The following is a 25,238-nucleotide window of genomic DNA, read 5'->3' as shown; positions in this document are numbered from 1 at the left end:
AGGGTCACCCTACGGCCCGGGCACACACCTCCTCGTCCCCGGTCTCCTCCGGGCTGCGGGTACGGAAGGTCTCCCGGTAGGAGGCCGGTGGAACACCCAGTTGTTTGCGGAAATGGCCGCGCAGTGCGACCGGCGAGCGGAACCCGCAACGGCGGGCGATCTCCTCGACCTGGAGATCGGTGGTCTCCAGCAGCCGCTGGGCCTGGAGCACCCGCTGGGTGAGCAGCCATTGCAGCGGGGCGCTGCCGGTGAGCGTGCGAAAGCGCCGGTCGAAGGTGCGCCGACTCATGTACGCGCGCGTCGCCAACTGCTCGATGTCGAAGCGCTCGGCCAGGTTCTCCAGCGCCCACGAGATGACGGTGGCCAGCGGGTCGCCGCTGATCTCCTCGGGCAGGGTCAGGTCCATGTACTGCGCCTGACCGCCGATCCGGTGGGCCGGTACGACCAGTCGGCGGGCGAGCGCGTTGGCCGCGTCCGGGCCGTGGTCGAGGCGGACCAGGTGCAGGCACAGGTCGATGCCGGCCGCGGTGCCGGCGCTGGTGAGGATGTCACCGTCGTCGACGTACAGCTCACGGGGGTCGACCCGGACCTTCGGGTAGCGCTTGGCCAGCGCGGGCGCGTACATCCAGTGCGTCGTCGCCGGACGGTCGTCCAGCAGGCCGGCCGCGGCGAGCACGAACGCGCCGCCGCACAGGCCGACGATCCGGGCTCCCTCACGGTGGGCCCGGCGCAGCGCCTCCAGCACGGGCGGCGGTGGCATCCGCGACGGCGAGTGCCACGCGGGCACGATCACGGTGCCGGCCCGGGCCAGGGCGTCGAGGCCGTACGGCGCGATCAGTTCGACGCCGCCGGTGGTGCGGAGCGGTCCGGGTTCGGCCGCGCACACCAGTAATCGGTAGTTCGGCACGCCGGCGTCGCGTCGATCCACACCGAACACCGATATCGGGATCGAACTCTCCAGGATCGGCGAGTTCGCGAACAGCAGCACCGCGATCGTGTCCGGGCGACGCCGACCGAGCAGCGGGCGCTCGCGCCCCGGGGCCAGGACGCTCTCGGCGTCGGGGTCGTACTCGCCGTCGAAGTCGATGTCGTCGGTGAGGTCGCCGTCGCCCTGGATCGAGTCGTTCTCCGGCGGGGCCTCGGACAGCACGGTGGACGCCGCGACGATCACCACCGCGTCCTGGTCGCCGACCGGGACGGCGTCGACGCCGTCGATCGCGGTGATCTCGGCCGGATGGTCGGCATCGACCACACGGGCCCGCCCCCGCCGTCGGTCCTTACGGCTGTCGATCCTGCTCATGGCCCCGATCGCCCCCTTCACCCCTCACGCCCCAGTAGGTCACAGGCGTCACTCACGTAACCCAAGATCGGAACTTACTCTCTCTTACCTTGTCTATGCATGGTGTTCTCTACGTGACGTTATGTAGATATGCGTGTTTGTGACGGTGGTCACATCGCGGAACTTATCGACATTTACCCGCGCTGTCATGCCCCGGGGCGCCTGCGGGCCGCGTGCAGCAGGTGCAGGGCCGCCTCGGGCAGCTCCCGGCCACGCGGCCAGACCGCCCGCAGAATGCGGTCCAGTGCGGGCAGATCGGCCATCGGCACGGCCACCAGGCGCCCGTCGGCCAGGTCCTCGCGGACCGCGAGATCGGACAGCACCGCGGGCGCGGACCCGGCGATCGCCGCCGAGCGCAGCGGCGCGGTGGCCCCCAACTCCAGCGCCGGCACGGCCACTCCGTCATAGGCGGCCAGCGCCCGCTCCAGCGTCTCCCGGGTGCCCGACCCGGCCTCGCGCAGCAACAGCGGCGTCGCGGCCAACTCGGCCGCGGCGATCGGGCGCCGCCGCCGGGCCCACGGGTGGGTCGGCGCGACCACCACCACGAGTCGATCCCGGCCCACCTCCGCCGACTGCAGGTCGCGCGGGACCCAGGGCCCCTCGACGAAGCCCAGGTCCGCCTCGCCCGCCCGCAGCGCCTCGATCACATGCAGGCTGTTGGTCACCTGCAGGCCCACGTGCACCCCGGGCACCGCCTCGCGCAGCGCGGTCAGCCACCCGGGCACCAGATGTTCGGCCACGGTCAGGCTCGCCGCGACCCGCAGCCGGTCCTCCTGCCGGGCCTTGAGCGCGGCCGCCCCCTCCACGAGCGCGTGCGCCTGGTCGAGCACACCGCGGGCCCAGTCGGTGATCACCAGGCCGGCCGCGGTGGGCACCGAGCCCGTGGTGCTGCGCTCCAGCAACCGCACCCCCAGCCGCCGCTCCAGCGTGCGCATCCGCGCGCTGGCCGAGGGCTGACTGATGCCGAATCGGCGAGCCGCGCTGCCCAGGCTGCCGCTCTCGGTCACCGCGACGAGCAGTTCGAGCGTGTACAGATCGGGCAGTCGGTCCGAGAGGCGCGCCGGCGAGGTCATAGCCAAACCCTATGACCTACCAGGCAATCGACCGCTACCCGAGCGAGCACGCCGGGCCGAAGGTGGTGGTCGTGACCCTGACCACCGCGCACCGCACCCGCCCCGAGCGACTTTCGGCCACCGCCGAGACGACGAAGCCGCGATTGTGGCCGGGATTGCTCGCGGCGGCGCTCGCGATGGCGGCGAGTTGGGGTGCGCATCGCGTCTGGCCGGGGCTGCCGATGCTCACGGTCGCCGTCGCGTTGGGCATCCTTGCCGCCAACGTGCGCGCGCTGCCCGCCGCGACCGTGCCGGGACTGGGCTTCGCGGGCAAGCGGCTGATGCGCGCCGGCGTGGTGCTGCTCGGCCTCAAGCTCGCCCTCGGCGACATCGTCGGGCTCGGTTTCGCGCCGGTGGCGATGGTGATCGCGGTGGTCGTGCTGACCTTCTTCGGCACCCGGTGGCTGGGTCGCCGGATCGGTCTGCCCGGTGATCAACCGCTGCTGATCGCGACCGGCTTCTCCATCTGTGGCGCCTCCGCCGTGGCGGCGATGAACGGCGTCAGCGACAGCGACGAGGAGGACGTGGCCACCTCCGTCGCGCTGGTCACGCTGTGCGGGAGCCTGGCGATCGTCGCGCTGCCGCTGCTGCGGGCGCCGCTGGGCCTGGACGCGGTGCGGTACGGCGGCTGGGTCGGCGCGAGCGTGCACGACGTCGGCCAGGTGGTCGCCGCCGGCGGCGTGGCCGGGCCGGTCGCGCTGCACATCGCGGTGGTGGTCAAGCTGATGCGGGTGCTGTTGCTCGCGCCGATCGTGGTGGGCACCGGGTACGCGCTGCGCCGTCGGGCCGCGCGGGCCGGCGACACCGGGGCGGCGGGGGCTCGGCGGCCGGCACTGATGCCGCTGTTCGTGGTCGGCTTCCTGGCCATGGTCGCCGTGCGCAGCACCGGTCTGCTGCCGGTCTCGGTGCTGGAGGTCGCGGGCACCGCGCAGGACCTGCTGTTGGCCGCCGCGCTGTTCGGCCTGGGCAGCATGGTCGACCTGAGCCGGCTGGTGCGCACCGGTTGGCGGGCGCTGCTCCTGGGCCTCGCGTCCTGGGTGCTGATCGCCGGCGCCGCCTACGGCGGCGTGCTGCTGACCATGTGAGCTCGCCGGCCGGCCCCGGACGAGCCGAGGCCACCGACAGGCACGCGCGTCCGGAAGTACGTCGAACCCGCCGACGGCCCGGCGCGTGACGGGCCGTCAGACAGGTTCGACGTCGGCGCCGCGGCGCGGGTCGGGTCGGCGTGAGGGAGGGTCGGCGTCCGGCCTGCGGATCGCCGCCCGTTTCGACGCGGTCGCCCGGACGCACGGTGTCGTCGTGACCAACGCTCGGGCGGGGCCCGGGGTAACGCCCGTTCCCTCCTGCGGCGTCAGTGCGCACCCTCGAACGGGCCCGGAAGCCGGCCCGAACGGGCCCTCCACCGGCCCGAACGGGTCCCGGACCGGGCCGCCGACCGCCCTCGGTGAGCGCCGGGAACCGACCGCGACCGGATCGCAATCACCCACACGGGCGCCCGGGTCTCCCCATTCACGGCGTTGTCCGGCTAATGTGCGTGTCTCGCCGAGGCTTTGTCGGGGGCGCCATCCCCGCGCGTGGTCCGGCGGATCGCACCAAGCCCCGGCCGGCACGCGTCGTGGTGTCGTATTTGTCCGGGAGAACCCCGGTTGACACTTCGAATGTGCGGGCCGGCGCAGTAATCTGGTTCCAGGAAGCCCCGAGGCGCCCCTCCACAGCAAAGACGCCCGATTCCCATGGCTGCTTTCGAGTTCAGTGACCTTCCGGACGGCACTCCGTTGCTCCGTCCCGACTCCCCTCATCAGCGCGACCCCGCGTTCCAACACCCTGTCGTCGTCGGCTTCGACGGGTCCGAGTCCAGCGAACGTGCCCTCGCCTACGCGTCCGGTATGGCGCGCAGGCTCGGCGGCGGGCTGGTCATCGTGCATGTGGCCAACCGGATTCCGGCCACCGTGTGGGCCGGCTGCGAGCCGCCGGTCTTCATCGACGTGCCGGACAGCCGCTCCGAGGCTTTGGGCTTGGAGTTGGCCTGCGCGGACCACCTCAGCGACGTGCCGTGGATCCTGGTCGAGCGCGGGGGTGACATCTGCCACGAGATCGAGGACGTCGCGCGCGAGTTCACCGCCGACGCGATCGTGGTCGGCGGATCCACCGGGTTGGCCAGCCGAATCTTCGGTTCGGTCGCGTGCCGCCTGGTCAAGCATGCCAAGCGGCCGGTCGTGGTGATCCCCTGACGGTCGCCGCCCGCCCGATCCGGAGGCCGGCGCGCCCTCGCCGCTCGTTTTCCGTGCCTTCCCGCGCCTTTTCAGCCGCCCCGTGATCGATCCCGGAACACATCCGCATCGAACCTCGAACACATCTGCATTACGTTGGCCGCGGACACGGGGCACGAGGATCGCGAGGCACGAGGTTGGCGGAGTACCGGATCGAGGACCTCGCCCGCGAGGGGGGCACGACCGTTCGTAACATACGGGCGTACCAGGATCGCGGACTGTTGCCGCGGCCGCGGCGACAGGGACGGGTGTCCCTGTACGACGACGGCCATCTGGGCCGGCTCCGGCTGATCGGCCAGTTGTTGGAGCGCGGCTACAGCCTGGTGAGCATCAAGGAACTGCTCGACGCGTGGGACGGCGGCCGCAGTCTCGGCGGAGTACTGGGGCTGGTCGCCGAGGCGAGCGGGCCGTGGAGCGACGAGAGCCCGGAGCGAATGACCCGGGCCGAGCTGATCGCGATGTTCGGCGGCCTGTCCGACCCGGTGGCGCTCGCCGCGGCGGTGCGGTTGGGCCTGCTCGAACCCGAGGACGACTCGCTGACCGTGTTCCGGGTACCCAGCCCGCGCGAGCTGGCGGTGGGCGCCGAGTTGCACGCGGCCGGCGTGCCGGTGGCGGCGGTCACCGAGCAGCTGCGGATGTTGCGGACGGCGATGGAGCACGTGGCCGAGGGGTTCGGCCGGTTGATGGAGTCGCACCTGTTGCCCGCCGACGGCGACGCGGACGAGACGGCGGAGATGATCCGCCGGATGCGACCGCTGGCGCTGCGCGCGGTGGAGGCCGAACTCGCCCGGGCGATGCGCCGCACGGCCGCGCGCCGGCTCGGCGAGGAGCTCGGGAAGGTGCTGCGCGAGGAGCCGGAGCCCACCCGGCGTCGGCCGGAGCCGGTCGGCGACGAGGAGCCCACTCTCGATCGGCACCCGTTCATGTCGGACGCGTGGATCGCGGCGGTGTCCCGGCTCAGCCGACTGATCACGCCGGATCCGGAGAAGCGCACGCCGCATCCGGCGATCGTGGACATCGTGGTGAGCGACGTGCCGGACCGCGACGACCCGGCCGAGCTGCACCTGGACGTCTTCCAGGGCCGGGTACTGGTCCGCCCCGGGTTGTTGCCGGGCCCGGACCTGGTGGTGCACATGGACTACGACACCGCGCGCCGGGTGATCCTGCTCAACGACCGCCACGCGCCGCGCGAGGCACTGGCCACCGGTCGGATGACCGCCCGCGGCGATCTGTTCGGGCTCACCGTCTTCCGCGAGGCGCTGGCCAGCCTGTCCAACTGGGACCTGGGCGCGGTGCTGCGCGAGCTGACCGCGGGCGAGGGCACGAACGCGTAGCCGGCTTCGGGCCGTGCTCGGCTCAGGCCCGGATGCGGCGCAGCAGGTGCTCCACGTAGTCGCGGAACAGCGTTGCCATGTCCACGTGTTCGGGGTCGAGCAGCCATTGCAGCTGCAGGCCGTCCATCATCGCGAAGACCTGCGCCGCGACCGCGGGCGGATCGATGTCCGCGCGCAGTTCGCCGGACGCCCGCCCGGCCTCCAGCGACGCGGTGATGCCCGATCGCAGCATCGCGTAGCGGTCCTGGGCCCAGCCGTGCGCGGGGTGGTCGGTGGTCACCGCCTCGCCGGTGAGCACGGTGAAGAGCTGGACCAGGCCGGGGATGTTGCGGTTGTGCTCGGCCAGTTCGGCGAGTTTGTCCAGGGCCGCCGCGCCGCCGAGCGGAAGCACGCCCAGGTCCAGATGTTCCGTGTCCATCCGGTCGCGCAGGTCGAGCACCGCCACCAGCAGTTCCTGCTTGCTGCGGAAGTGGTGCAGCAGGCCCGCCTGGGTCAGTTCGGCGCGCTCGGCGATCCGGGCCAGCGAGGTGCCGCGGTAGCCGTTCTCGGCGAATTCCTGGAGCGCGATGTTGAGGATGCGGGTGCGCCGGGCGTCGCCGGAGGCGTAACCACGCCCGCGCGGTCTCGCCCGGGCGGTCCGGGTCGGGGTCGACGGGTTGGTGGGGAGGTCCTTCGGTTGCGCGTCCATGGGGTCATCCTGCCGTGTCCCGACGGTGACCCGCCCGGATGTATGTCACGTCGAGATCACAAAGCTACCGTGCAATAGGTTTTGTGGTTACGGTACGAGCGGATCCTCCGGCCGACTCGACCGGCGGGTCGCCCGGACCGCGGGTCGATCGGCAACGCAAGCGGAAGGCAGACGATGGCGTCCCACCCCACACCCACCGGCAACGAGGCCGGCGACGACGAGCTGCGCGACCTGCTGGCGCGGCTGACCCTGGAGGAGAAGCTCTCGCTGATCGTCGGCGAGGACTTCTGGTCGCTTCCCGAGATCCCCGGCATCGGCCTGCGCAAGCTGCGCGTCTCGGACGGCCCGGTCGGCGTCCGCGGCGTCACGTGGGACGAGCGCGAGACCTCGCTGCTGTTCCCCAGCCCCACCGCGCTCGCCGCCGCCTGGGATCCCGAGGTCACCCGCCGGGCCGGCTTCATCATGGGCGCGCAGACCCGGGACAAGGACATCCACGTCCTGCTGGCGCCGACCGTGAACCTGCACCGCAGCCCGCTGGGCGGTCGGCACTTCGAGTGCTACTCCGAGGACCCGCTGCTGACCGCGCGGATCGCGACCGCCTTCATCGAGGGTGTCCAGTCCGCCGGTGTCGGTGCCACGATCAAGCACTTCGTCGGCAACGAGACCGAGGACGACCGGATGTCCTACGACTCGCGGATCGACGAGCGCTCGCTGCGCGAGGTCTACCTGGTGCCGTTCGAGGAGGCCGTGCGCACCGGCCGGGTCCGGCTCGTGATGAGCGCGTACAACCGGGTCAACGGCGAGACCATGACCGAGAACTCGCGCCTGGTCAACGGCGTGCTCAAGGACGAGTGGGGCTTCGACGGGGTGGTGATCTCGGACTGGATGGCGGTGCGCTCCACCGAGGCCGCCGCCGCCGGCGGCACCGACATCGCCATGCCCGGTCCGACCCCGGCGTGGGGCGAACCGTTGCTCGCGGCCGTGCGCGAGGGTCGGGTCGCCGAATCGCTGATCGACGAGCGGGTCGTTCGGATCCTGCGTCTGGCCGCCCGCGTGGGCGTATTGGGCGAGCGCACGCCGGCCACGACCACCACGCCCGCGGACGCCGTCGCCACGCTGCGTGCGATCGCCGCGCAGGCGATGGTGCTGCTCGGCAACGACGGCACGCTCCCGCTCGATCCCGCGGCGCTCTCCCGCGTCGCGCTGATCGGCCCGAACGCGCTGCGGCTGTCCGCGCAGGGCGGCGGCAGCGCGCACGTGAACCCCGCGCACGTGGTCTCGATCCCCGAGGGCCTGCGGGCCGCGCTCGGCGAGGACGTCGAACTGACGCTGACCGAGGGTGCGTTCACCCACCGCGCGCTCGCCGACCTGTCCCTGGACACGGCCGCCGACCCGGAGAGCGGCGAACCGGGCCTGCGCGCCGAGTTCCTCGACGCCGAGGGCACCGTGCTCTCCTCCGAGCACCGGCTGGGCTCCAGCCTGATGTTCTGGCCGGACAACATTCCGGCCGGGGCCGCGGTGATCCGGCTGCGCGCGATCGTCACCCCGACCGTGTCCGGGACCAACATCCTGGACGTGCGCGGCGCGGGCCGGTTCGAGGTGAGCATCGACGACACGACCCGCACGGTGGACATGACCGCCCCCGAGGGCACCGACGTGATCGAGATGATCATGCGCCCCGAGGCCACCCGCATCGAGGTCGAGGCGACAGCCGGCACGCCGATGCGGATCCGGGTCGACTTCACCCAGGGCGAGCGGTTCCTCATGGCCGCGCTCGGTCTGGGCTGGGCGAACCCGCGCCGGTCCGAGGAGGCCGAACTGGAGGCCGCGGTCGAGGCCGCACGTGCCGCCGACGTCGCGGTGGTCGTGGTCGGTACCACCGACGACATCGAGTCCGAGGGCTTCGACCGCAAGGACCTCGCCCTGCCGGGCCGCTCCGACGAGTTGGTCCGCCGGGTCGCGGCGGCCAACCCCAGGACCGTCGTGGTGGTCAACGCGGGTTCGCCCGTGCTGATGCCGTGGCGGGACGAGGTCGCCGCCGTGCTGTGGGCCTGGCTGCCCGGCCAGGAGGGCGGCGCGGCGCTGGGCGACGTGCTCACCGGCGTGGTGGAGCCGGGCGGGCGGCTGCCCACGACCTACCCGGCGGCCGAGGCCGACGTGCCGGTCTACTCCACCGCCCGGGTGAACGACGAGCACCACTACGCGGTGCGGTCCAGCAACATCGGCTACCGCGCCTGGGCGCTGGGCGACGCGGCACCCGCGTACCCGTTCGGGCACGGCCTGGGGTTCACGACCTGGGCGTACGAGCAGGTCGCGGTCGAGGGCGACGCGAGCGGCGTGACCGTCGAGATCACCGTGGCCAACACCGGCGAGCGGGCGGGCCGCGAAGTGGCGCAGGTGTACCTGGAGACCGCCGACGGCACGCTGATGGGTCGGCCGGAGCCGATCCGCCTGGTCGGGTTCGCCGCGATCGACGCCGCGGCGGGCGCGAAGGTCACCGCCACGGTGGAGATCGACGCACGCACCCTGGCCCGCTGGGACGAGCAGGGCGCGGCGTGGACCACCACGCCGGGCACGTACACGCTGCGCGTCGGCCGCTCGGTGACGGACCTGCGGCTGAGCGCGGACCTCGTGCTCTAGGACCGCGGTTTCCGGGCCGAGGTGCCGCCCCCTCGGCCCGGCTCCGCACCGGTGCGGCCGGGACGGCGCGCGCCACCGGAACACGGCCGCATCGGGCCGGGGAGTCACGGCCCCGCCCGATGCGGCCGTTTGCGCGGGTGTGCCCGCGGGCGCCTCGGGGTGAGCCGGATCGGCGCCGCGCGGCCTGCCGGTCGAGCGTCAGCAGCGTTGGCCGAAGGCCGGGTTGACGAAGCCCGGTGCGTCCGCCCCGTTGCCGCAGACGCCGCCCACCGTGTCGATCGGGTCGGCCCGCACGGTGCGCGTATCGCTGCCGGCCGGTGCGGCGATCGCCACGGTCGCGCCGACGACGGGCGTCGCGATGACGGCCGTACTGACCAGAAGGCCGCGGACGATGCGCTGCATGGGAACGGTTCCTTGTCTCGATGCGGACGGTCTCGGATCGCCGAGGATGGCGCGACTCGCCAACGCGGCAGAGCACCCGAAGGACACGAGGATTGCGCCGAATGGAGGGGCCGCAGGGCTCGTCCCGGCGGGTGCGCGGGTGCGCGTCCCACCTTCGGGGGATCGGGTCCGGGCAAAATGCGGTGCCGGGCGCGCCACAGCCTTAGCGTGTCGGCCATGCAGCTCCGCATCGGTACCCGGTCCTCCCCCATGGCCCTCGCCCAGGCTCGGCTCGTCGCCTCCCTGTTGCCGAGACATCCGCACGAACCCGTCGTCGTCCCGATGTCCACCAGCGGCGACCGCTGGGGCGGCAGCCTCGCCGAACTCGGCGGCAAGGGCGCGTTCGTCAAGGAACTCGACCGCGCGCAGCTCGACGGGGAGGTGGACCTGGTCGTGCACTGCCTCAAGGACATGCCCGGCGACGTGCCGCTGCCCGACGGGCTTACCGTGGCCGCCTATCTGCCCCGGGACGACGTGCACGACTGCGTGGTCGGCGCGCGGCTCGCCGATCTGCCGCCGGGCGCCCGGGTGGGCACCAGTTCGGTCCGGCGCGCGGCGCAACTGCGGCGCGGCCACCCTCGACTGACCCCGGTGCCGGTCCGCGGCTCGGCGAACACCCGGCTGGCCAAGCTGGACGCGGGCGAGTACGACGCCCTGATCCTGGCCGTCGCGGGCCTCGAGCGAATCGGTGCGGGGCTGCGCATCACCCAGATCCTGACCACGAGTCAGATGTTGCCCGCGGTCGGCGCGGGCGTGCTGGCCCTACAGTGCCGAAGCGACGACGCGCCCGCCCTGGCCGCCGCGCGGGCCCTGGACGACGCGCGCACCCGGGCCTGCGTCGAGGCCGAGCGTGCCCTGCTGCGCGAGCTGCGCGGCCACTGCCACAGCCCGATCGCCGCCTACTGCACGGGCGGCGAGAGTGGCCTGACCCTGCACGCGGCGGTGTTCTCCCCCGACGGCGCGGACCTGCTGGAGGCCACCGACCGCGGCGCCGAGCCGGAGAAGCTCGGCGTCGCCGTGGCCGGCGAACTGCTCGCCCGCGGCGCCCGGGCGCTGATCGACGCGATCGCGCGCTGAACGCGGGCCGTCCCGCCGGCCGCATCGGTCGCGGCGGCGGGACGGCTGGTGCCGCGCCGGCTCACCCTGGTCGGCCGTGCCCCCGCACGGCCGGACCGTTCTTCGGCGTGCTCAGCGGTTCAGGCACTTCTGCACGGTGGTCTGCAACTCGGACGGCAGCTTGTTGGTCCGCGCGTACTCCTGGTCGAACGCGTTCATCTGGGCCTGGCTGTACTTGCCCTGGAGTTCGGTCAGCGCGCACTGGCAGTACCGCGTGTTGTTGTTGGACGTGCTCAGGCAGCCGTTGAGGAAGTTCGTCGAGTAGAGCGAACTCCAGTCGTTGCCTCCCCCGCCCGCACCGGTCGAGGTCGGCGTGGCCGGCGCCGTGGTGCGCGGGCGCGAGGGGGTCGGGCGGGTGCTGGTGGGCGGCGCCGGCGTGTCGTCATCGGTGGCCCGACTCGTCGGGGTCTTCCCCGTCGGCGTGGCGTCCCCGCTCGCGCCGGTGGTCTTCGGGGCCCCGAGCCCACCGAATCCGCCGTCCCCGTCACTCCCGCAGGCCCCGACGGCGCAGGCCAAAATCACCGCAACCAGGCCAACTTTGATGGTGCGCATGCTTTCCCCCTAAAACGATGTTGGTCGAGACTCTCCTCCCCCGGCTCCGCCGGTCACAAGGGGGTCTTTTCTGCCATTGCGCAACGGTTACGTCGCCGCGACCGTTACGACGCAGAGGGGCATCCCTCCGGCATCGCAAGGGCACCCGGCGTCACCCATCCGGCCGCTGATCGCCGGGTGCGGCCGCCTGGGCCGCGTGGTGCGCCCGACCGTGGGCATCGAACGGGTCTACCGCTCGACAAACACGAACAAACCGGGCACCAACGTGCTGATCATCACATTCCATGGCGTTTATTGAGCGAATCTGTTCACTATGGACGGGTTGCCTCCCGTCGGACGGCAGAAAGGAACGGCACACCATGACCTTGACGCCCGAGCACGTGGCCGCGCTGCGCGGCCTTGCCGCCGATGTCTCGGCCCTCGGCGCCGACGGCGCCCAGCGGCACCCAGCCTTCGCCGGCTCCGCCGGTTCGATCGCCGACCGCGCGGATGCGCTCGCGAGCGAGGCGCCGCCGTTCCACAAGGTCGCCCTGCGCCGCATCGGCGACGCGATGCGGGCGTGCGCCGAGTCCCGCGAGGCGGGTGACCCGACCCGGGTCGCCACCACCCAGCGCACCGCCGCGCACCTGGCCGACCGGCTCGTACACGCGCTCGACCGCTACGCCTCGGCCTCGCCGACCGCGACCCCGGCCACTTGCACCCGCTGCAACGAGCCCTACATCGCCCAGCTGATTCCCACCCAGCGACGCTACCTCTCGCGCATCGACGCACCCGTGTCGGGCCACGTGTTCAACGCGGCCGGCACGACCTACATCGTCGAGCGGCACGTGCTGTGCCCGCTCCAGGACGTGCCCGGCCTGTCCGACCTGTCCGAGTTCGAGAACCTGGACGACCTGGACAACGCCTGAGTCCCGGCGCGCCCGTCCGGGCACGCCGGGCGCACACGACCGAGGCCGGACCCCCGAGGGGGCCCGGCCTCAGTCGTCGCCGTGAGCCTTCTTGTCCTTCTTCAGTCGGCGCAGGTACTCACGTGTCCATCCGGTCACCTTGACCACCTCGGACTGTTTGACCCCTGCGGCGATCGCCCGCACCGCCGCCCGTTTGAGTTCTTGACGCGCCTCTTCGTGCGCCTTCTCGGTCCTCCGATACGCCTTCGCGGCCCTGACCAGGCCCTCTCCGGCGGAATCGGGGTGTCCCCGGTCGACATCCTCGTGATCCACACTGTCAGGATGCCATATGGGCGGCCACCTCCGTAGGCCAACAGAGTTGACATTTCCTCATACAAGAAGGAAACTGGAGACCGAACCGAAGGTGAACGGAAGGTTAACGTCACCAGTCACGGAGGAACGCCATGCTGAAGACCCTCACCGCCCCCGCCATGTGCACCCGTTGTGGCGAGCCGTACGTCGCGGCACTCAGCCCGCGCCCGCTCGTCACCGTGCAGACCCCGGCGTTTCGCACCCCGGAGATCGTCGGCGGCCGGCTGATGACCATCGACGACACCGTCTGCCTGGTCGAGCGGCACGCCCCCTGCACCGGTCTGGGCAACTACCGCTGATCCTCGGCGGCGCCTGCCAGAGCCGCCGCCAGCATCCCCAGCGTCGACCAGTCGACGCGCTCGCACCGCAGCAGTTCGCCGTACGTCGTGATCTCGACGTCAGTGCGTTCCCCGTCCCCGGCCACACCATGTGGGCCGGGGTCGCTGCGTAGTACGGCCAGTTCCGCCTCGGTCAGTTCGGCCGAGTACACGTGCGCGTGATGCGCCGTCAGGGTGCCCGCGAGTTGCCGCGAGCCGTGCGCGCGCAGCCGCTCCGGCGCCAACGCCAGACCCGTCTCCTGGCCGACCTCGGTACATCCGTCCGCCGCCGTGTGCCCGCTCCCGCCCGGCAGTTCGTGCACGAAGCCGTCCCGGGTACGCGCCGCCGAGCGGAACTCGCGCACCAGCACCACGGTGCTCTCCTCGAGCGGCTCGGCGCGCCGGTAGAGCACCACCGCGCTCACGTCCGGCCGGCCGAGCACCACCTCGTCGTCCTTGACCCGACCGCCCTCGGCGGCGATCGCGACCCGCACGTGCGCCGCCCACAACCAGGTGGCCGCGCCCCGGCGCCACACCCACGCGATCCGACCGCCCAGCAGCGTGTTGCCCGCTGTCCGCTGGGCCGCGTACCAATCTTGAAAGGCCCGGGTCAGCCATACGTTCAGCGGGATGTCCCGCTCGCCGTCCGTGCGCGACGCCCCGGCCCCGAGCGCGTCCAGCACGGTGTCGACCGTCGCGGGCAGCGTGTCGCGTACCGGCACGTCGTGGCCGAGCGCATAGGCCCGCTGATAGCGCACCTGCGGTGCGTCCGGCGGGGTGCCCAGCACCGCGCGGCCCGAATCCTTGAGCCAGCCCCACTCGTCGTTGGTGGTCAGTCCGGGCAGATCGCGCAGATCGCGCGGGATCCAGAAGAGCACCCGGTCGCTGCGGTCCAGGTTGCGCAACTCCCAGTCCCGCTGCACCTGATGGGTGGGCCACGACTGTCCATCGCCGGGCTCGGGCACGAACACCACCAGGCGACCCGGCCCGCACCACCGCTCCCGGAGCAGCTTCAGCGCCGCCGGACGCCAGGAGCCCACACGCGCCGCGCGGGGTGTGGGGCCGGCCAGGAAGACACTCGCGTCCCACGTCTTCGGCGGCTCGTCGGGCGAGTTCACAATGACGATCTCGGTCATGGTCTCGACCGTAGCGGCCGTCACCCCGGATGATCGAGGGTCGCCGCCACCCCTTGAGGCCGACCCGATCCGTGTCCGGGTGGTGATGTCGCATACCGTTCCCCGCACGCACGCTGCTACGAAAGAATCACATCCATACGGCGCGTACGGGGAGGCGTTTGCGGTGGCTCAGTTGTGGCTTGGCAGCCGATATCGGCTGGACAAGAGGCTGGGCTCGGGCGGCAACGCGACCGTGTGGCGGGCCTGGGACCAGAAGATGCAACGGTTCGTCGCGGTCAAGGTGCTCAAGGAGTCGTTCGGAGCGTCCAACAACAGCGTGGACCGATTCGGCCGCGAGGCGATCATCGTCGGCGGGCTGTCCTCGCCGAACATCATCGTCGTGCACGACCAGGGCCGGAAGGAGGTCGTGGAGCACCGGACCGGTCCCGGGACGACCGAGCCGGAGCAGTCCGAACCGGAACGGCTCGGTCCCGGGCGACTCGATCCCGCGACCCGGGTGTTCACCCACGAGGCCGAGACGGTGCACGACGCGCAGATCACCTCCGCGCTCGGCCCGGGACCGGGTGACCTGCGCCGGACCGACGGCAAGGTCATGTACCTGGCGATGGAGCTGATCACGGGTCGTTCGCTGGCCCAGCTCGTCGCGGACGGCGCGTGGCTGCCGCTGGGACATGTGGTCGGCTGGGCGATTCAGCTGTGCGACGGCCTGGACGTCGCGCACTCGGGCGGCGTACTGCATCGCGACATCAAGCCCGCGAACGTGATGGTGACCTCGCGCGGGGTGGTCAAGGTGCTCGACTTCGGCATAGCGCGCTACATGGAGAAGGTGTCCTCACGCGCGGGCATCACGATGCCCGGCAGCATGATCGGCACGCCCGCCTACATGTCGCCCGAGCAGATCCTCGGCGGTCGCATCGACGGCCGCGCCGACCTGTACAGCGTGGGCTGCGTGCTGCACGAACTGCTGACCGGTGCGCCGCCGTTCGGCCTGGACCGTCCGCATTCGATGATGACCGCCCATCTGCAACGCCCACCCGAGTCGGTGCGTAATACCCGGCTGGAGGTGCCCGAGGATTTGGCCGCGCTCGTGCTCGCGCTGCTCGCCAAACGACCGGAGAACCGGCCGGCGAGCGCGGCGGAGGTGCGCGATCGACTGTTGGAGTTGTCGGTCGTACCGCCGCGCAACCTCGCGCCGCAGCCGTGGGGGATGTTGGCCTCGGACCCGGTCGCACCGGTGGATGCGCAGCCGACCCAGGACCAGCCGGTCCGGCTGGTGCTGGACACGGCCGAGCCGCGCCCGGCCCGCGCGAGCGATTCGCTCCAGGTGTTGCGGGCCGAACTCGGGCAACGGATGCGCGAGTTCGGCGTGGACCACCCGGATACGCTGCTGCTGCGCGAGCAGTTGGCCGCGCGGCTGGGCAAGGACGGGGATCCGCTCGCGGCGATCACACTGCTGCGCGGGGTGATCTCCGACGGCGGGCGGTTGCGCGGAGCGCTGTCCCCGGACACGCTGCGCGCTCGCCGGGCGCTGGCGCACTGGACCGGGGAGGCGGGCCGGCCGGCCGACGCGGCGCAGTTGCTGAAGAACCTGCTCCCGGACCAGGTCCACGTGCTGGGCACCGACCACCTGGAGACCCTGCGGGTCCGCCGCGAGCGGGCCCGCTGGGACGGCCAGGCGGGCAACTTCGTCGGCGCGGTGCTGCACCTGCGTGCGCTGGTCCCTGACGTGATCCGGGTGCTGGGCCCCAATCACGAGCTGGTCATCGAGGTCTGGGACGACCTCACCTACTGGGAGCACCGCCTGGACGGCTACGGCGTCCGGGACGAGGCGTGAGCCGGCGCGCCCGGTGTCACAGGGCCAGCATGTCCCGCAGTTCGCGCTTGAGCACCTTGCCCACCGCGTTCCGCGGCAGCGCCCGCTCGGTGAACCGCACCAGCGTGGGCACCTTGAACGCCGCGAGCCGGCGCGCCACGTGCCCGCGCAGTTCGGCCGCGGTGGCCGCGCCCGCCACGTGCAGCCGAACCACGGCGGCCACCTCCTCGCCCAGATCGTGGTGCGCCACCCCGACCACCGCGACGTCGGCGATGGCCGGATGCTCGAACAGGACCGCCTCGACCTCGGCCGAGTAGACGTTCTCCCCGCCGCGGATGATCACGTCCTTGAGCCGGTCGACCACGTACAGCAGCCCCTCGGCGTCGGTGTAGCCGAGATCCCCGGTGCGAAACCAGCCGTTTGGGAACGCCTCCTCGCTCTCTCGCGGCCGGTTCCAGTAGCCGCGGACCACCTGCGGGCCGCGGAAGCGGATCTCTCCCGTTTGCCCGGTAGGCAACTCCTCGCCGGTCAGCGGATCGGCCACCCGCAGATCCGCCGTGGGCACCGGCCGGCCGACGCTGTCCGGGTGGGCGTAGTAGTCGTCACCCGAGTTCGCCACCACCACGCACGTGGTCTCGGTCATCCCGTACGCGTTCAACGGCACGATCGGGTTGCCGGACATCGCGCCCACCCGCCCGACCAGGTCCGGCGGCACCGGCGAGCCGCCCGCGCCCAGGCTGGTCAGGCTGGACAGGTCGCGCCTGGCCCGCAGCGGTGATTCGACCAGGCGGCGCAGCAGCGTGGGCACCATGTTGGCGGTGGTGATGCGCTCGGTCTCGATCAACTCCAGCGCCGTGGCGGTGTCCCAGTGGTGCATCAGGCACAGCTTGGCGCCCTGCGCCGCGCCGATGTACAGCCCGGCCAGTCCGGCGATGTGGAAGAACGGGTAGACCTGCAGATTGCTCGGCGCCGGCAGGCCCGCGGTCAGCTCCTCGAAGGCGGCCGGACCCTTGGCCAACTCGGCGGTGGGCAGGCCCAGTCGGGCCATCCCGACGGCCTTGGACAACTGCATCGTGTGCAGGTTGGTGGTGTGGTTGTGGTGCGTGCCGACCGCGCCCTTGGGACGTCCGGTGGTGCCGGACGTGTACAGGATGGTCGCGTCGTCGAACGGCTCCGGTCCCTGCGCCGGCAGCGCGCACTCGCCGGTGAAGGCGCGCAGCAGCGCGGAGAGGTCGGTCTCGCCGGCGGTCGGCGGCGCCTCGGAGCGGACCACCAGGATCCCGGGCGCCGTGCTCGGATCCAGGTGCCCTCGGATCAGCTCGGCCCGTTCGCCGTCGCAGATCAGCACGGTGCTGCCGGAGTCCTCCAGGGCGTACCGGAGCTCGTCGGCGGTCCACCACGCGTTGAGCGGCACCGCGACCGCACCCATGACCTGGGTCGCCCAGAACGCGAGCGGCCATTCGAGGTGGTTGCGCATCGCGATGGCCACCCGGTCGCCGCGCCGCACGCCGCACTCGGTGGCCAGGTGTCGGGCCAGGTGGGCGACCAGTCGATGCTGCTCGGCGTAGTCGATCCGCTCGTCGCCGGCGACCAGTGCGTCCCGGGTCCCGTACGCCGCCAGGTCCTCGAAGACCGCGCGCAGTGTGGGCGGGGCCTTGCTCAGGACCCGCCAGGGGATGCCGTCGTGGACGACCTCCTCGATCGCGTAGGCCGATTCGGGTCCGGTGAGTTCGGCCAGGGCCTGTGTCCGATCCAGCATCCGGTGGGTCCACCTCCTGCACACTGCGAGCGACTGGTACCGGGGTAGGAGCCCATCAAAGCTAGTGCGGAGATCGCATCGCGGGAACCCTGGCAATCGACATGATCACCCGGCAGGGTGGCCGGACGGGTACCACCGGCACGCGTGCGAACCGGGGAGCTTGCGTGGACTACGAGCAGATCTCGACGTCGGTCGAGAACAACGTGCTGACCGTGACACTGGACCGACCGGACCGCCTCAACGCGTACACCTACCGGATGCGGCAGGAGATCTCGCACGCGTTGGACCGGGCGGACGCGGACGATGAGGTGCGCGTGGTGGTGTTCACCGGGAGCGGGCGGGCCTTTTGCGCGGGAGCCGATCTGGAGATGGGCGCCGACTCGTTCGACCCGGGCGCACACGCGCGACGATTCGAGAACGCGGTGGACGACGCGGACGCGTTCCGCGATGACGGCGGTCGCCTGGTGCTGCGGCTGTATCGCTCGAAGAAGCCGCTGATCGCCGCGATCAACGGTCCGGCGGTGGGCGTGGGCGCGACCATGACGCTGCCGATGGACATCCGGATCGCCTCCTCCACCGCCCGGTTCGGCTTCGTCTTCGCCCGGCGCGGGATCACTCCCGACGGTTGTTCGACGTGGTTCCTGCCGCGTGTGGTGGGCTTGGACCGGGCCCTCGAATGGTGCTTCACCGGCCGGGTCTTCGACGCGACGGAGGCCAGGGAGGCCGGCCTGATCCGCGAGTCGGTCCCACCGCGGGACCTGCTCCCGCGCGCGTACGACCTGGCCCGCACGATCGCCGAGAACACCCCGGCGGTGGCCATCGCACTGACCCGGCGGCTGCTGTGGGGCATGCAGACCGTCCCCGACCCGGAAACCGCCCACCTGCACGAGTCCCGCGCCCTGCACTGGACGGGCGGCTCGGCCGACGTCCGAGAGGGCGTCCTGGCCTTCCTGGAAAAACGCCGCCCCAGCTTCGACCTCCGAGTGAGCACGGACCTCCCGGAACTACCCGGGCTCCCTTAGACCGAGGCAAAGACGGGCCCGGCGCCGCTCACGGCCCGGGGTACGGCGGTCCACAGCCCGCCCGAAACGTGGATGCGGGCGGCACCCGGCTCGTCGGCTTCGGCGGAGGTGAGTTTGTCCCGACTTCGGGAGTTTCGGGGAACGGGACTCGGATGGCCCTTACAGCTTGTTGTGTTTTGCAACTGTTTCAGGCACTCTTGGCGCACATTCAGGGCGCATGGTGTTGAGGAGCAAGGCGATGTCGGACAGCGTTGAGCGGCGAGTGGTCCGCGAGGTCGGGGCGGCCACCCGGTTGATTCGGCTGCTGATGGGTCCCCCGTTGCACGCGGCGGGGATCACCCAGGCGGAATACCACCTGCTTGCCCACCTGGAGGAGCGCGGCACCTCCACCGGCAAGGAACTCGCCTGCCGACTCAGCCTGGACAAGACCACGATCAGCCGACAGTTGACCGCGCTCGAAGAGGCCCGGCTGATCACCCGAACCACCGATCCGACCAATCGCCGGTCGCACCTGATCACCCTCACCGACGCCGGCCACCTGCGTCTGGCCGACGCCCGACAGCGCAGCCTCGCGGTGATGACGGAACGGTTCGCCTCCTGGCCCAAGGAGGAACTGGGCGCCCTCGCCGACCACCTGGCCCGGTTCAACGACGTCCTGCGCGGCGAAGCCGGCGAACCCGCCGAGCCGGACCGCCGCGAACAGTCCGAACAGCACCAACAACAACCGCAGCAGTAGCCGAAGGGGCACCCGCCCCGACCCGGGGCCCGCCCTAGTTGTCCGCCACCCTGGGGTGCACGCGCGGACGGGCCCGGTAGACGTCGTAGACGCCTTGCACTCGGCGCAGCGCCCGCAGCAGCTTCGGCAGGGTCGCGAGGTCGGCCAAGCGGATCGTGTAGGTCTGGCGGACCCGCATCTGCTGCGGCGGCGCGATCGAGGCCGAGGTGATGTCGGCGCCTTCCGCGTCGATCGCGGCGGTCACGTCGGCGAGCAGCCGGGGGCGGTCCAGGGCCTCGATCTGCACGGTGACCCGGTAGCCCTGGTCGGCCTGGTGCGGCAGCCACGACGCGGCGACCACATCGCGGCCCGCGCGGCGCATCTGTTGCACGTTGGTGCAGTCGGCCCGATGTACCGCGACGGTGCCGCCTCGGATCACGAAGCCGGCCAGTTCGTCCGGCGGAACCGGGGTGCAGCAGCGGGCCAGCCGGACCGGGGCTCCGGGTGAGCCCGGCACGCTGACCACGGCCTCGCCGGGGTCGGACGGTGGGCGCCGGGTCCGGGCCGGCGCCTGGGCGGCGTCCCCGGGGGGCGCGGCCGGGGCCGGGACGGTGGCCGCTGCGCCGTGGGCGGCCTCGCCGGTGGCGGCCAGATTGCCCAGCGGCGGGGCGAGCAGGGGGTCGATGCGGCCCTCTATGCCCTGCGGGTACTTGGCCAACCACGCCTCGATCGCGACCCGGGCCAGTGGGCTGCGGACGAAGGAGAGCCATTCCTTGGACGGCGCCGCGGCGCCGGGCGGGGCGGTGATGATGGATACGGTCTCGCCGTCCGCCAGCACCGAACTCAGGGCCACCAGGCGGCCGTTGATCTGCGCGCCGATACATCGGTGGCCGGTCTGCTCGTCCATCGCGTAGGCCGCGTCCACACACGTGGACCCGGCGGGCAGGGTGAGCGGGCGGCCACCGGGGGTGAAGACCAGGAGCTCGCGGTCCGCCGACAGGTCGGCGGTCAGCGAGCTCCAGAAGACGTGCGCGTCCGGGATGCCGCCCTGCCACGCGAGCAGCCGGTGCAGCCACGCGAGCTGCTCGGGGGCGTCCGGCCCGGTGTCCGGTTTGCCGGTGTGCGCGACCACGCCGAACTCGGCGAGGCGATGCATGCGTCGGGTGCGGATGAGCACCTCGACCTTGTCGCCCTCGGGCAGCGTGATCGCGGTGTGCAGCGACTGGTACAGGTTGAACTTGGGGGTTGCGATGTAGTCCTTGAACTCGCCCGCGATCGGCGACCAGCAGGTGTGCAGTACGCCGAGCGCGCCGTAGCAGTCGGTGTCCGCGTCCACCACGATCATCAGCCGGGAGAGGTCGAACGGGCCCAGTTCCTCGCGCCCGCGCCGTTTTTGCACCCGGCGCACGGATACGTGGTGCCGCGCGCGCGGCGATACCTCCGCTTCCATCCCGGCGTCGCGCAGCGCGCGTTTGACGGTCGCGCACAGCCTGGACACGGCCTCGTCGGTGGCCGCCTGGCTGGCGCTGACGGTGCGCGCGGTCGCGGCGTGCTCCTCGGGCCGGAGCGTGGCGAAGACGATGTCCTCCAGCTCCGACTTGAGCACGTGGATGCCCAGCCGCTCGGCGAGCGGGATGAACACCTCCTGCGTGGCCTCGGCGGTGCGGATCTGGCTGGCCCGGCGGCGATATCGGATCGTGCGCATGTTGTGCAGCCGGTCGGCCAGCTTGATCACCGTCACCCGCAGGTCCCGGCCGGTGGCCACGATGATCTTGCGCATCGTCTCGGCCTCGGCCCGGTCGCCCAGGTCGACCCGCTCGAGCTTGGTCACGCCGTCGACCAAATGCGTGACGTCGTCGCCGAACGCCGCGCGGACCTCTTCCAGGGTCAGGTCGGTGTCCTCGACGGTGTCGTGCAGCAGCGCCGCGACCAGCGTCGTGGTGTCCGCGCCCAGCTCGGCCAGGATCGTGGCCACCGCGAGCGGGTGCGTGATGTACGGCTCGCCGCTCTTGCGCATTTGCCCGCGATGGGACAACTCCGCGACCGCGTACGCCTCCTGAATGGCCGTCACATCGGCCTTCGGGTGGTGCACACGATGCACCTGGAGCAGCGGTTCGACCGCGTCCGGCGTGCGTCGGCGACTTCCGGTGAGGAAGGTGACCGCGGCCAGACCCAGTCGCTGAATGGGTTGTTGGACAGGCCGGCGGGACAGTCGTCCGACGCGGTCGGACATGCTCCGGCTCGGAACGTCACCCTCGGCTCGCGGTGCACCCTTGGGCACACCCGCACCGGCCGGCGGGTCGAGTCCCCCGATCGTCATGCGGCACCTCCGGCAGCTACCCCCGGAGTCGCCCCCGGTGATTCATGCTACCGACAACAACACGGACCGTGTCCGCGTGATGTCGCCCGTCACACACGATCACCCGCACGGGTCATGGCGCCCGCTCGGATGATGGTGAAGAGGCCAGCCTAACCCCTCGGGATCTTGTCCGGGTGCGCACCCACCGGCCTCGGGGGGCGCACCCGTCGCACGGCAGGCGTGCGGGTTGTGCTGACAGGGGGTCAGTTTCCGTCGGCGCGCTCCCAGTACGTGCCGGCGATCATCGCCTCGATCAGTCCGCGGTGCAGCACCGTCTCGTCCAGGTCGGCCGGCTGCTCACGCTCGCCGAAGTGCCACTGGCGGTGCGCGATCCGGGCCATCACCACGCCGTGGCGCACCGCCGCGTACATCTCGAAGTACCGCATGTCACGTGGCGTGTGCCCGGTGAGCTTCTCGTAGTGCGCGCACACGTCCTCGGTACGCATGAAGTCGGGCAGGCCCGGCAGGCCGTAGCGGGTGGCGATGTCCTGGAAGAACGCGTGGATGAAGATCATCCAGGCGATGTCCAGCTCGCGCGGGCCGACGGCGGCCATCTCCCAGTCCAGTACCGCGGTCGGCTCGAAGTCCACGTACAGGATGTTGCCGATCCGGGCGTCGCCCCAGCTGATCACGTCCGGGCCGACCTCGGTGGGGAAGTTGTCCTCCAGCCACGCGAACGCGCGGTCCAGGAGCGGGACGCGCTGCCCCTCGATGCCCCACTCGTAGAACGCGCGCAGATCGTCCAGGTGCCGGCGCAGCGCGGTCTCCCCGGCGCCCTCGTACTGAAGGAAGGCCAGTTCCTCCGGGCTCGCGTCGATTTCGTGGATCGCGGCGACCACGGCGACCGACTCCTCCTGGAGCCGGCGGCGCTGCTCGGGCGTGGCCGCGAGCATCCAGCCGTCGATCGTGTACGGCATCACGTCCGGCGGCGCGGCGCCCTCGACCCGGCGCATCACGAAGAAGGGGGCACCGAGCGGACCCTCGTCCGGCTCGTTCCACAGCAGCGCGGGCACCGGGATCGAGCAGCGCTCGCCGACCAGGGTCAGCACCGCGTACTGCTTGTCCAGGTCGTAGGTCGGGAAGACCGGCTTGGCGTCCATCGAGGGGCGCATCCGCACCACGCAGCGCTCGGTGCGACGTTCGCCGTCCACGGTCCAGGTCGCGTCGAACAGCAACGTCTCGCTGGACATCCCGTTGCCGGAGGGGGCCTTGAGCTCGGAGATCTCGGGAGCCGCGCCCTCGGGCAGCCGACCGATCAGCCACGCGAGCAGTTGGTCGTGCACCGTCGCCAGGTCCCGCGTGCTCGTCTGCGGACGGGTGACCTCGTCGGGGTCGGCCACGACAACCTCCGGTATCCACGTCGCAAGATGCGACCGGCGCGGCCGGGCGTCCCTGCCGACGCCCGGTCCCCGCCCTGCTGTCGGCGGCTGCCCGCCACAAAAGTGAAACACGTTCTATCATGTGTGACACGTGTCATCAATGGTCGCCAAACCCGGTCCACCCGGGTACCGCGGCGAATGCCGGCCGGATGTCCGGACGCGGTGCCCGGCTCGGCCGGCAGGTGTTGCAGACTGGACGGATGCCCCCAACCCCTGCCACGGCCCGCCGACGCCCGCGCTGGTGGACCGAGTTGCTGCTGATCGCAGTGCTGTACGAGGCGTACTCGCTCAGCCGACTCGTGGTCGCCGGCGACGCGGACGCGGCGCTGCGCAACGCCGAGCGGATACTGCGCGTCGAGTCGCTCGGTCATCTCGATCCCGAGCGGGTGCTCAACCAGGTGGTCACCAACCACGTGTTCATCGGCGTGGTCTGCGATTACGCGTACGCCACGCTGCACTACGCGGTGACCCCGCTGGTGCTGTTCTGGCTGTGGCGCCGGCGCCCCGAGCGCTACCGGGGCGCGCGCACCACGCTGGCGATCGCGACCGTGGTGTCGCTGGCGGGCTTCATGCTCTTCCCGACCGCGCCGCCGCGGATGATCGACGGCTTCACCGACACCATGGCGCACTTCGCGTCCTGGGGCTGGTGGGGCGACGGTGCCAGCGCGCCGCGAGGCATGGAGCACATGACCAACGAGTACGCGGCGATGCCGTCGCTGCACGTGGGCTGGGCCGCCTGGTGCGGGTGGCAGGTGTGGCGGCACGGTCGCGCTCCGCTACCGCGCGTCCTGGGTGTGCTGTATCCGCTCTTCGTGGTCGTGGTGGTGCTGGGCACCGCGAACCACTACCTCGCGGACGTGGTCGCGGGACTCGTGGTGATGGGGCTGGGCGCGCTCGCGTCGCCGTGGGTGCTGCGCGGGGTGGATCGGGTACGCGCCGGGGTGGCGATGCGCCAGGCGGAGTCGAAACAGCCTGTTCGACCGATCGATCTCGATCAGAGAAACGCCGCTTGATTGCGCACAATCGCGACCGATAAACGATTTCGATCAAGATCAGCCGGATACGACCTTCGAACGACGCTTGCCTTGCAGGCAAGCGGTACCTTCTGGGTGGTCCCGCGCCCGACAACGGCAAGGATTCCGTCATCGGGCACACGCCGATCGGACAAGCCGCCGCAACGGCGGACGAACCCGGTCGGGCTCGGCCTGACAGGCCCAGACCCCCGCATGGTGGACGGAGGCACGGCGAACCGGGGACGGGGCCGGCAGGCGACGACAGCGGGGAGCGGTAATGAGGATCAGCGCCGTGGTGTTCGACGTGGGCGAGACCCTCGTCGACGAAACGCGGGAGTACGGCACGTGGGCCGACTGGCTCGGGGTGCCCCGACACACGTTCGCGGCCACCTTCGGGGCGGTGATCGCGCAGGGCCTCGACTACCGCGAGGTGTTCCAGCGCTTTCGGCCCGGCTTCGACCTGACCGCGGAGCGAGTCGCGCGCGCCGCGGCGGGCTTTCCCGAGTGGTTCGGCGAGGAGGACCTCTACACCGACACCCGACCGTGCCTGAAGGCCCTGCGCGACCAGCGCCTGTGGCTGGGCGTGGTCGGCAACCAGACCGTGGCCGCGGGCGTCATCCTGCGCGGCCTGGATCTGGGCGTGGACCTGTTGGCGACCTCCGACGACTGGGGTGTCGGCAAGCCCGAGCCGGCCTTCTTCGAACGGCTCGTGGCCGAGTGCCCGTGCCCGGCCGAGGAGATCCTGTACGTCGGCGACCGCCTCGACAACGACGTCCGCCCGGCCCACCTGGCCGGCCTGCGCACCGCCCACGTACGCCGCGGCCCCTGGGGCTACCTGGTCGCCGACGACCCCGAACTCGTAGCGGTCACCGACCTACGGCTGGAATCCCTCGGCGACCTCCCCGCCGCGGTCGCCCGCATCAACGGCATCACCGAGCCATAGGAAAACCCGACCCGACCGCCGACGAACCCGA

23 protein-coding genes are annotated in these 25,238 nt (G+C 71.7%); 13 read left to right on the top strand and 10 right to left on the bottom strand.

The annotated features are described in order from the left end of the window. Positions 1-4: 4 nt before the first annotated feature. Complete coding sequence (locus A3IC_RS0113785; protein WP_079026439.1) at positions 5-1,300, bottom strand: GlxA family transcriptional regulator; 1,296 nt, start codon at positions 1,298-1,300, stop codon at positions 5-7. 185 nt (positions 1,301-1,485) lie between these two features. Then, a complete protein-coding gene (locus A3IC_RS0113780; RefSeq protein ID WP_020550637.1) occupies positions 1,486-2,412 on the bottom strand; it encodes a LysR substrate-binding domain-containing protein in 927 nt (308 codons plus the stop codon). A gap of 11 nt (positions 2,413-2,423) precedes the next feature. Here A3IC_RS0113780 and A3IC_RS0113775 point away from each other — a divergent pair, with 11 nt between their 5' ends. The 3 genes from A3IC_RS0113775 to A3IC_RS73015 all read left to right on the top strand — a co-directional run bounded on the left by A3IC_RS0113775 (position 2,424) and on the right by A3IC_RS73015 (position 6,055). Beyond that, complete coding sequence (locus tag A3IC_RS0113775; RefSeq protein ID WP_020550636.1) at positions 2,424-3,536, top strand: YeiH family protein; 1,113 nt, start codon at positions 2,424-2,426, stop codon at positions 3,534-3,536. A gap of 648 nt (positions 3,537-4,184) precedes the next feature. Continuing rightward, positions 4,185-4,682: a universal stress protein gene (locus A3IC_RS0113770; RefSeq protein ID WP_020550635.1), complete on the top strand. Its 498-nt coding sequence runs from the start codon at positions 4,185-4,187 to the stop codon at positions 4,680-4,682. A 176-nt stretch (positions 4,683-4,858) separates the two neighbouring features. After that, positions 4,859-6,055 (top strand): MerR family transcriptional regulator, encoded by a 1,197-nt coding sequence (locus tag A3IC_RS73015; RefSeq protein ID WP_020550634.1) that lies wholly within the window; start codon positions 4,859-4,861, stop codon positions 6,053-6,055. A 22-nt stretch (positions 6,056-6,077) separates the two neighbouring features. Here the strand turns inward: A3IC_RS73015 and A3IC_RS0113760 are convergent, their stop codons facing one another. Next, a complete protein-coding gene (locus A3IC_RS0113760) occupies positions 6,078-6,743 on the bottom strand; it encodes a TetR/AcrR family transcriptional regulator (RefSeq protein ID WP_020550633.1) in 666 nt (221 codons plus the stop codon). Positions 6,744-6,917: 174 nt separating this feature from the next. Here A3IC_RS0113760 and A3IC_RS0113755 point away from each other — a divergent pair, with 174 nt between their 5' ends. Next, on the top strand, positions 6,918-9,383 hold the full coding sequence (locus tag A3IC_RS0113755; RefSeq protein ID WP_020550632.1) for a beta-glucosidase family protein: 2,466 nt from the start codon (positions 6,918-6,920) through the stop codon (positions 9,381-9,383). Between the two features lie 198 nt (positions 9,384-9,581). Here A3IC_RS0113755 and A3IC_RS54290 read toward each other — a convergent pair whose 3' ends face one another. Beyond that, positions 9,582-9,785 carry a hypothetical protein gene (locus A3IC_RS54290; protein WP_020550631.1) on the bottom strand — a complete coding sequence of 68 codons (204 nt, stop codon included), beginning with the start codon at positions 9,783-9,785 and terminating at the stop codon, positions 9,582-9,584. Between the two features lie 216 nt (positions 9,786-10,001). Between A3IC_RS54290 and hemC the strand changes: the two genes are divergently transcribed. Beyond that, the gene (hemC, locus tag A3IC_RS0113745; RefSeq protein WP_079026438.1) at positions 10,002-10,901 is read left to right on the top strand and encodes a hydroxymethylbilane synthase; all 900 of its coding nucleotides are present in this window, start codon (positions 10,002-10,004) and stop codon (positions 10,899-10,901) included. 111 nt (positions 10,902-11,012) lie between these two features. Here hemC and A3IC_RS68650 read toward each other — a convergent pair whose 3' ends face one another. Beyond that, entirely contained in the window at positions 11,013-11,492 is a 480-nt protein-coding gene (locus tag A3IC_RS68650) for a hypothetical protein (protein ID WP_026218234.1), read from the bottom strand. Positions 11,493-11,568: 76 nt separating this feature from the next. Between A3IC_RS68650 and A3IC_RS68645 the strand changes: the two genes are divergently transcribed. Next, positions 11,569-11,790: a hypothetical protein gene (locus A3IC_RS68645; RefSeq protein ID WP_158695950.1), complete on the top strand. Its 222-nt coding sequence runs from the start codon at positions 11,569-11,571 to the stop codon at positions 11,788-11,790. Between the two features lie 61 nt (positions 11,791-11,851). Then, positions 11,852-12,400, top strand: coding sequence for a hypothetical protein (locus A3IC_RS0113735; RefSeq protein ID WP_020550628.1), 549 nt, complete (start codon positions 11,852-11,854; stop codon positions 12,398-12,400). 69 nt (positions 12,401-12,469) lie between these two features. Here the strand turns inward: A3IC_RS0113735 and A3IC_RS54285 are convergent, their stop codons facing one another. Then, positions 12,470-12,712, bottom strand: a complete 243-nt coding sequence (locus A3IC_RS54285) for a hypothetical protein (protein ID WP_020550627.1) — start codon at positions 12,710-12,712, stop codon at positions 12,470-12,472. A 131-nt stretch (positions 12,713-12,843) separates the two neighbouring features. Between A3IC_RS54285 and A3IC_RS0113725 the strand changes: the two genes are divergently transcribed. Next, a complete protein-coding gene (locus A3IC_RS0113725; protein ID WP_020550626.1) occupies positions 12,844-13,050 on the top strand; it encodes a hypothetical protein in 207 nt (68 codons plus the stop codon). Here A3IC_RS0113725 and A3IC_RS54280 read toward each other — a convergent pair. Then, positions 13,041-14,204, bottom strand: coding sequence for a nucleoside 2-deoxyribosyltransferase domain-containing protein (locus A3IC_RS54280; RefSeq protein WP_020550625.1), 1,164 nt, complete (start codon positions 14,202-14,204; stop codon positions 13,041-13,043). The two genes, A3IC_RS0113725 and A3IC_RS54280, sit on opposite strands and share 10 nt — an antisense overlap. A gap of 163 nt (positions 14,205-14,367) precedes the next feature. Between A3IC_RS54280 and A3IC_RS72515 the strand changes: the two genes are divergently transcribed. Continuing rightward, entirely contained in the window at positions 14,368-16,038 is a 1,671-nt protein-coding gene (locus A3IC_RS72515) for a serine/threonine-protein kinase (RefSeq protein WP_020550624.1), read from the top strand. A 16-nt stretch (positions 16,039-16,054) separates the two neighbouring features. Here the strand turns inward: A3IC_RS72515 and A3IC_RS0113710 are convergent, their stop codons facing one another. Continuing rightward, positions 16,055-17,776, bottom strand: a complete 1,722-nt coding sequence (locus tag A3IC_RS0113710; RefSeq protein WP_020550623.1) for a class I adenylate-forming enzyme family protein — start codon at positions 17,774-17,776, stop codon at positions 16,055-16,057. A gap of 164 nt (positions 17,777-17,940) precedes the next feature. Here A3IC_RS0113710 and A3IC_RS0113705 point away from each other — a divergent pair, with 164 nt between their 5' ends. Further along, entirely contained in the window at positions 17,941-18,798 is an 858-nt protein-coding gene (locus A3IC_RS0113705) for an enoyl-CoA hydratase-related protein (RefSeq protein WP_040876596.1), read from the top strand. Between the two features lie 238 nt (positions 18,799-19,036). Further along, a complete protein-coding gene (locus tag A3IC_RS54275; protein WP_158695949.1) occupies positions 19,037-19,534 on the top strand; it encodes a MarR family winged helix-turn-helix transcriptional regulator in 498 nt (165 codons plus the stop codon). 34 nt (positions 19,535-19,568) lie between these two features. Here the strand turns inward: A3IC_RS54275 and A3IC_RS0113695 are convergent, their stop codons facing one another. Next, positions 19,569-21,833, bottom strand: coding sequence for a RelA/SpoT family protein (locus A3IC_RS0113695; RefSeq protein ID WP_020550620.1), 2,265 nt, complete (start codon positions 21,831-21,833; stop codon positions 19,569-19,571). 242 nt (positions 21,834-22,075) lie between these two features. Continuing rightward, entirely contained in the window at positions 22,076-23,212 is a 1,137-nt protein-coding gene (locus tag A3IC_RS0113690) for a phosphotransferase family protein (protein WP_020550619.1), read from the bottom strand. A 239-nt stretch (positions 23,213-23,451) separates the two neighbouring features. Between A3IC_RS0113690 and A3IC_RS0113685 the strand changes: the two genes are divergently transcribed. Together A3IC_RS0113685 and A3IC_RS0113680 are read left to right on the top strand one after the other, a co-directional pair. Continuing rightward, positions 23,452-24,264, top strand: a complete 813-nt coding sequence (locus A3IC_RS0113685; protein ID WP_158695948.1) for a phosphatase PAP2 family protein — start codon at positions 23,452-23,454, stop codon at positions 24,262-24,264. Between the two features lie 277 nt (positions 24,265-24,541). Continuing rightward, a complete protein-coding gene (locus tag A3IC_RS0113680) occupies positions 24,542-25,207 on the top strand; it encodes an HAD family hydrolase (RefSeq protein WP_020550617.1) in 666 nt (221 codons plus the stop codon). Positions 25,208-25,238: the final 31 nt, after the last annotated feature.

Origin of the sequence: Embleya scabrispora DSM 41855 (assembly GCF_000372745.1) — a bacterium.
GTDB lineage: Bacteria > Actinomycetota > Actinomycetes > Streptomycetales > Streptomycetaceae > Embleya > Embleya scabrispora.
This window is presented reverse-complemented; position numbering and strand designations above follow the sequence as displayed.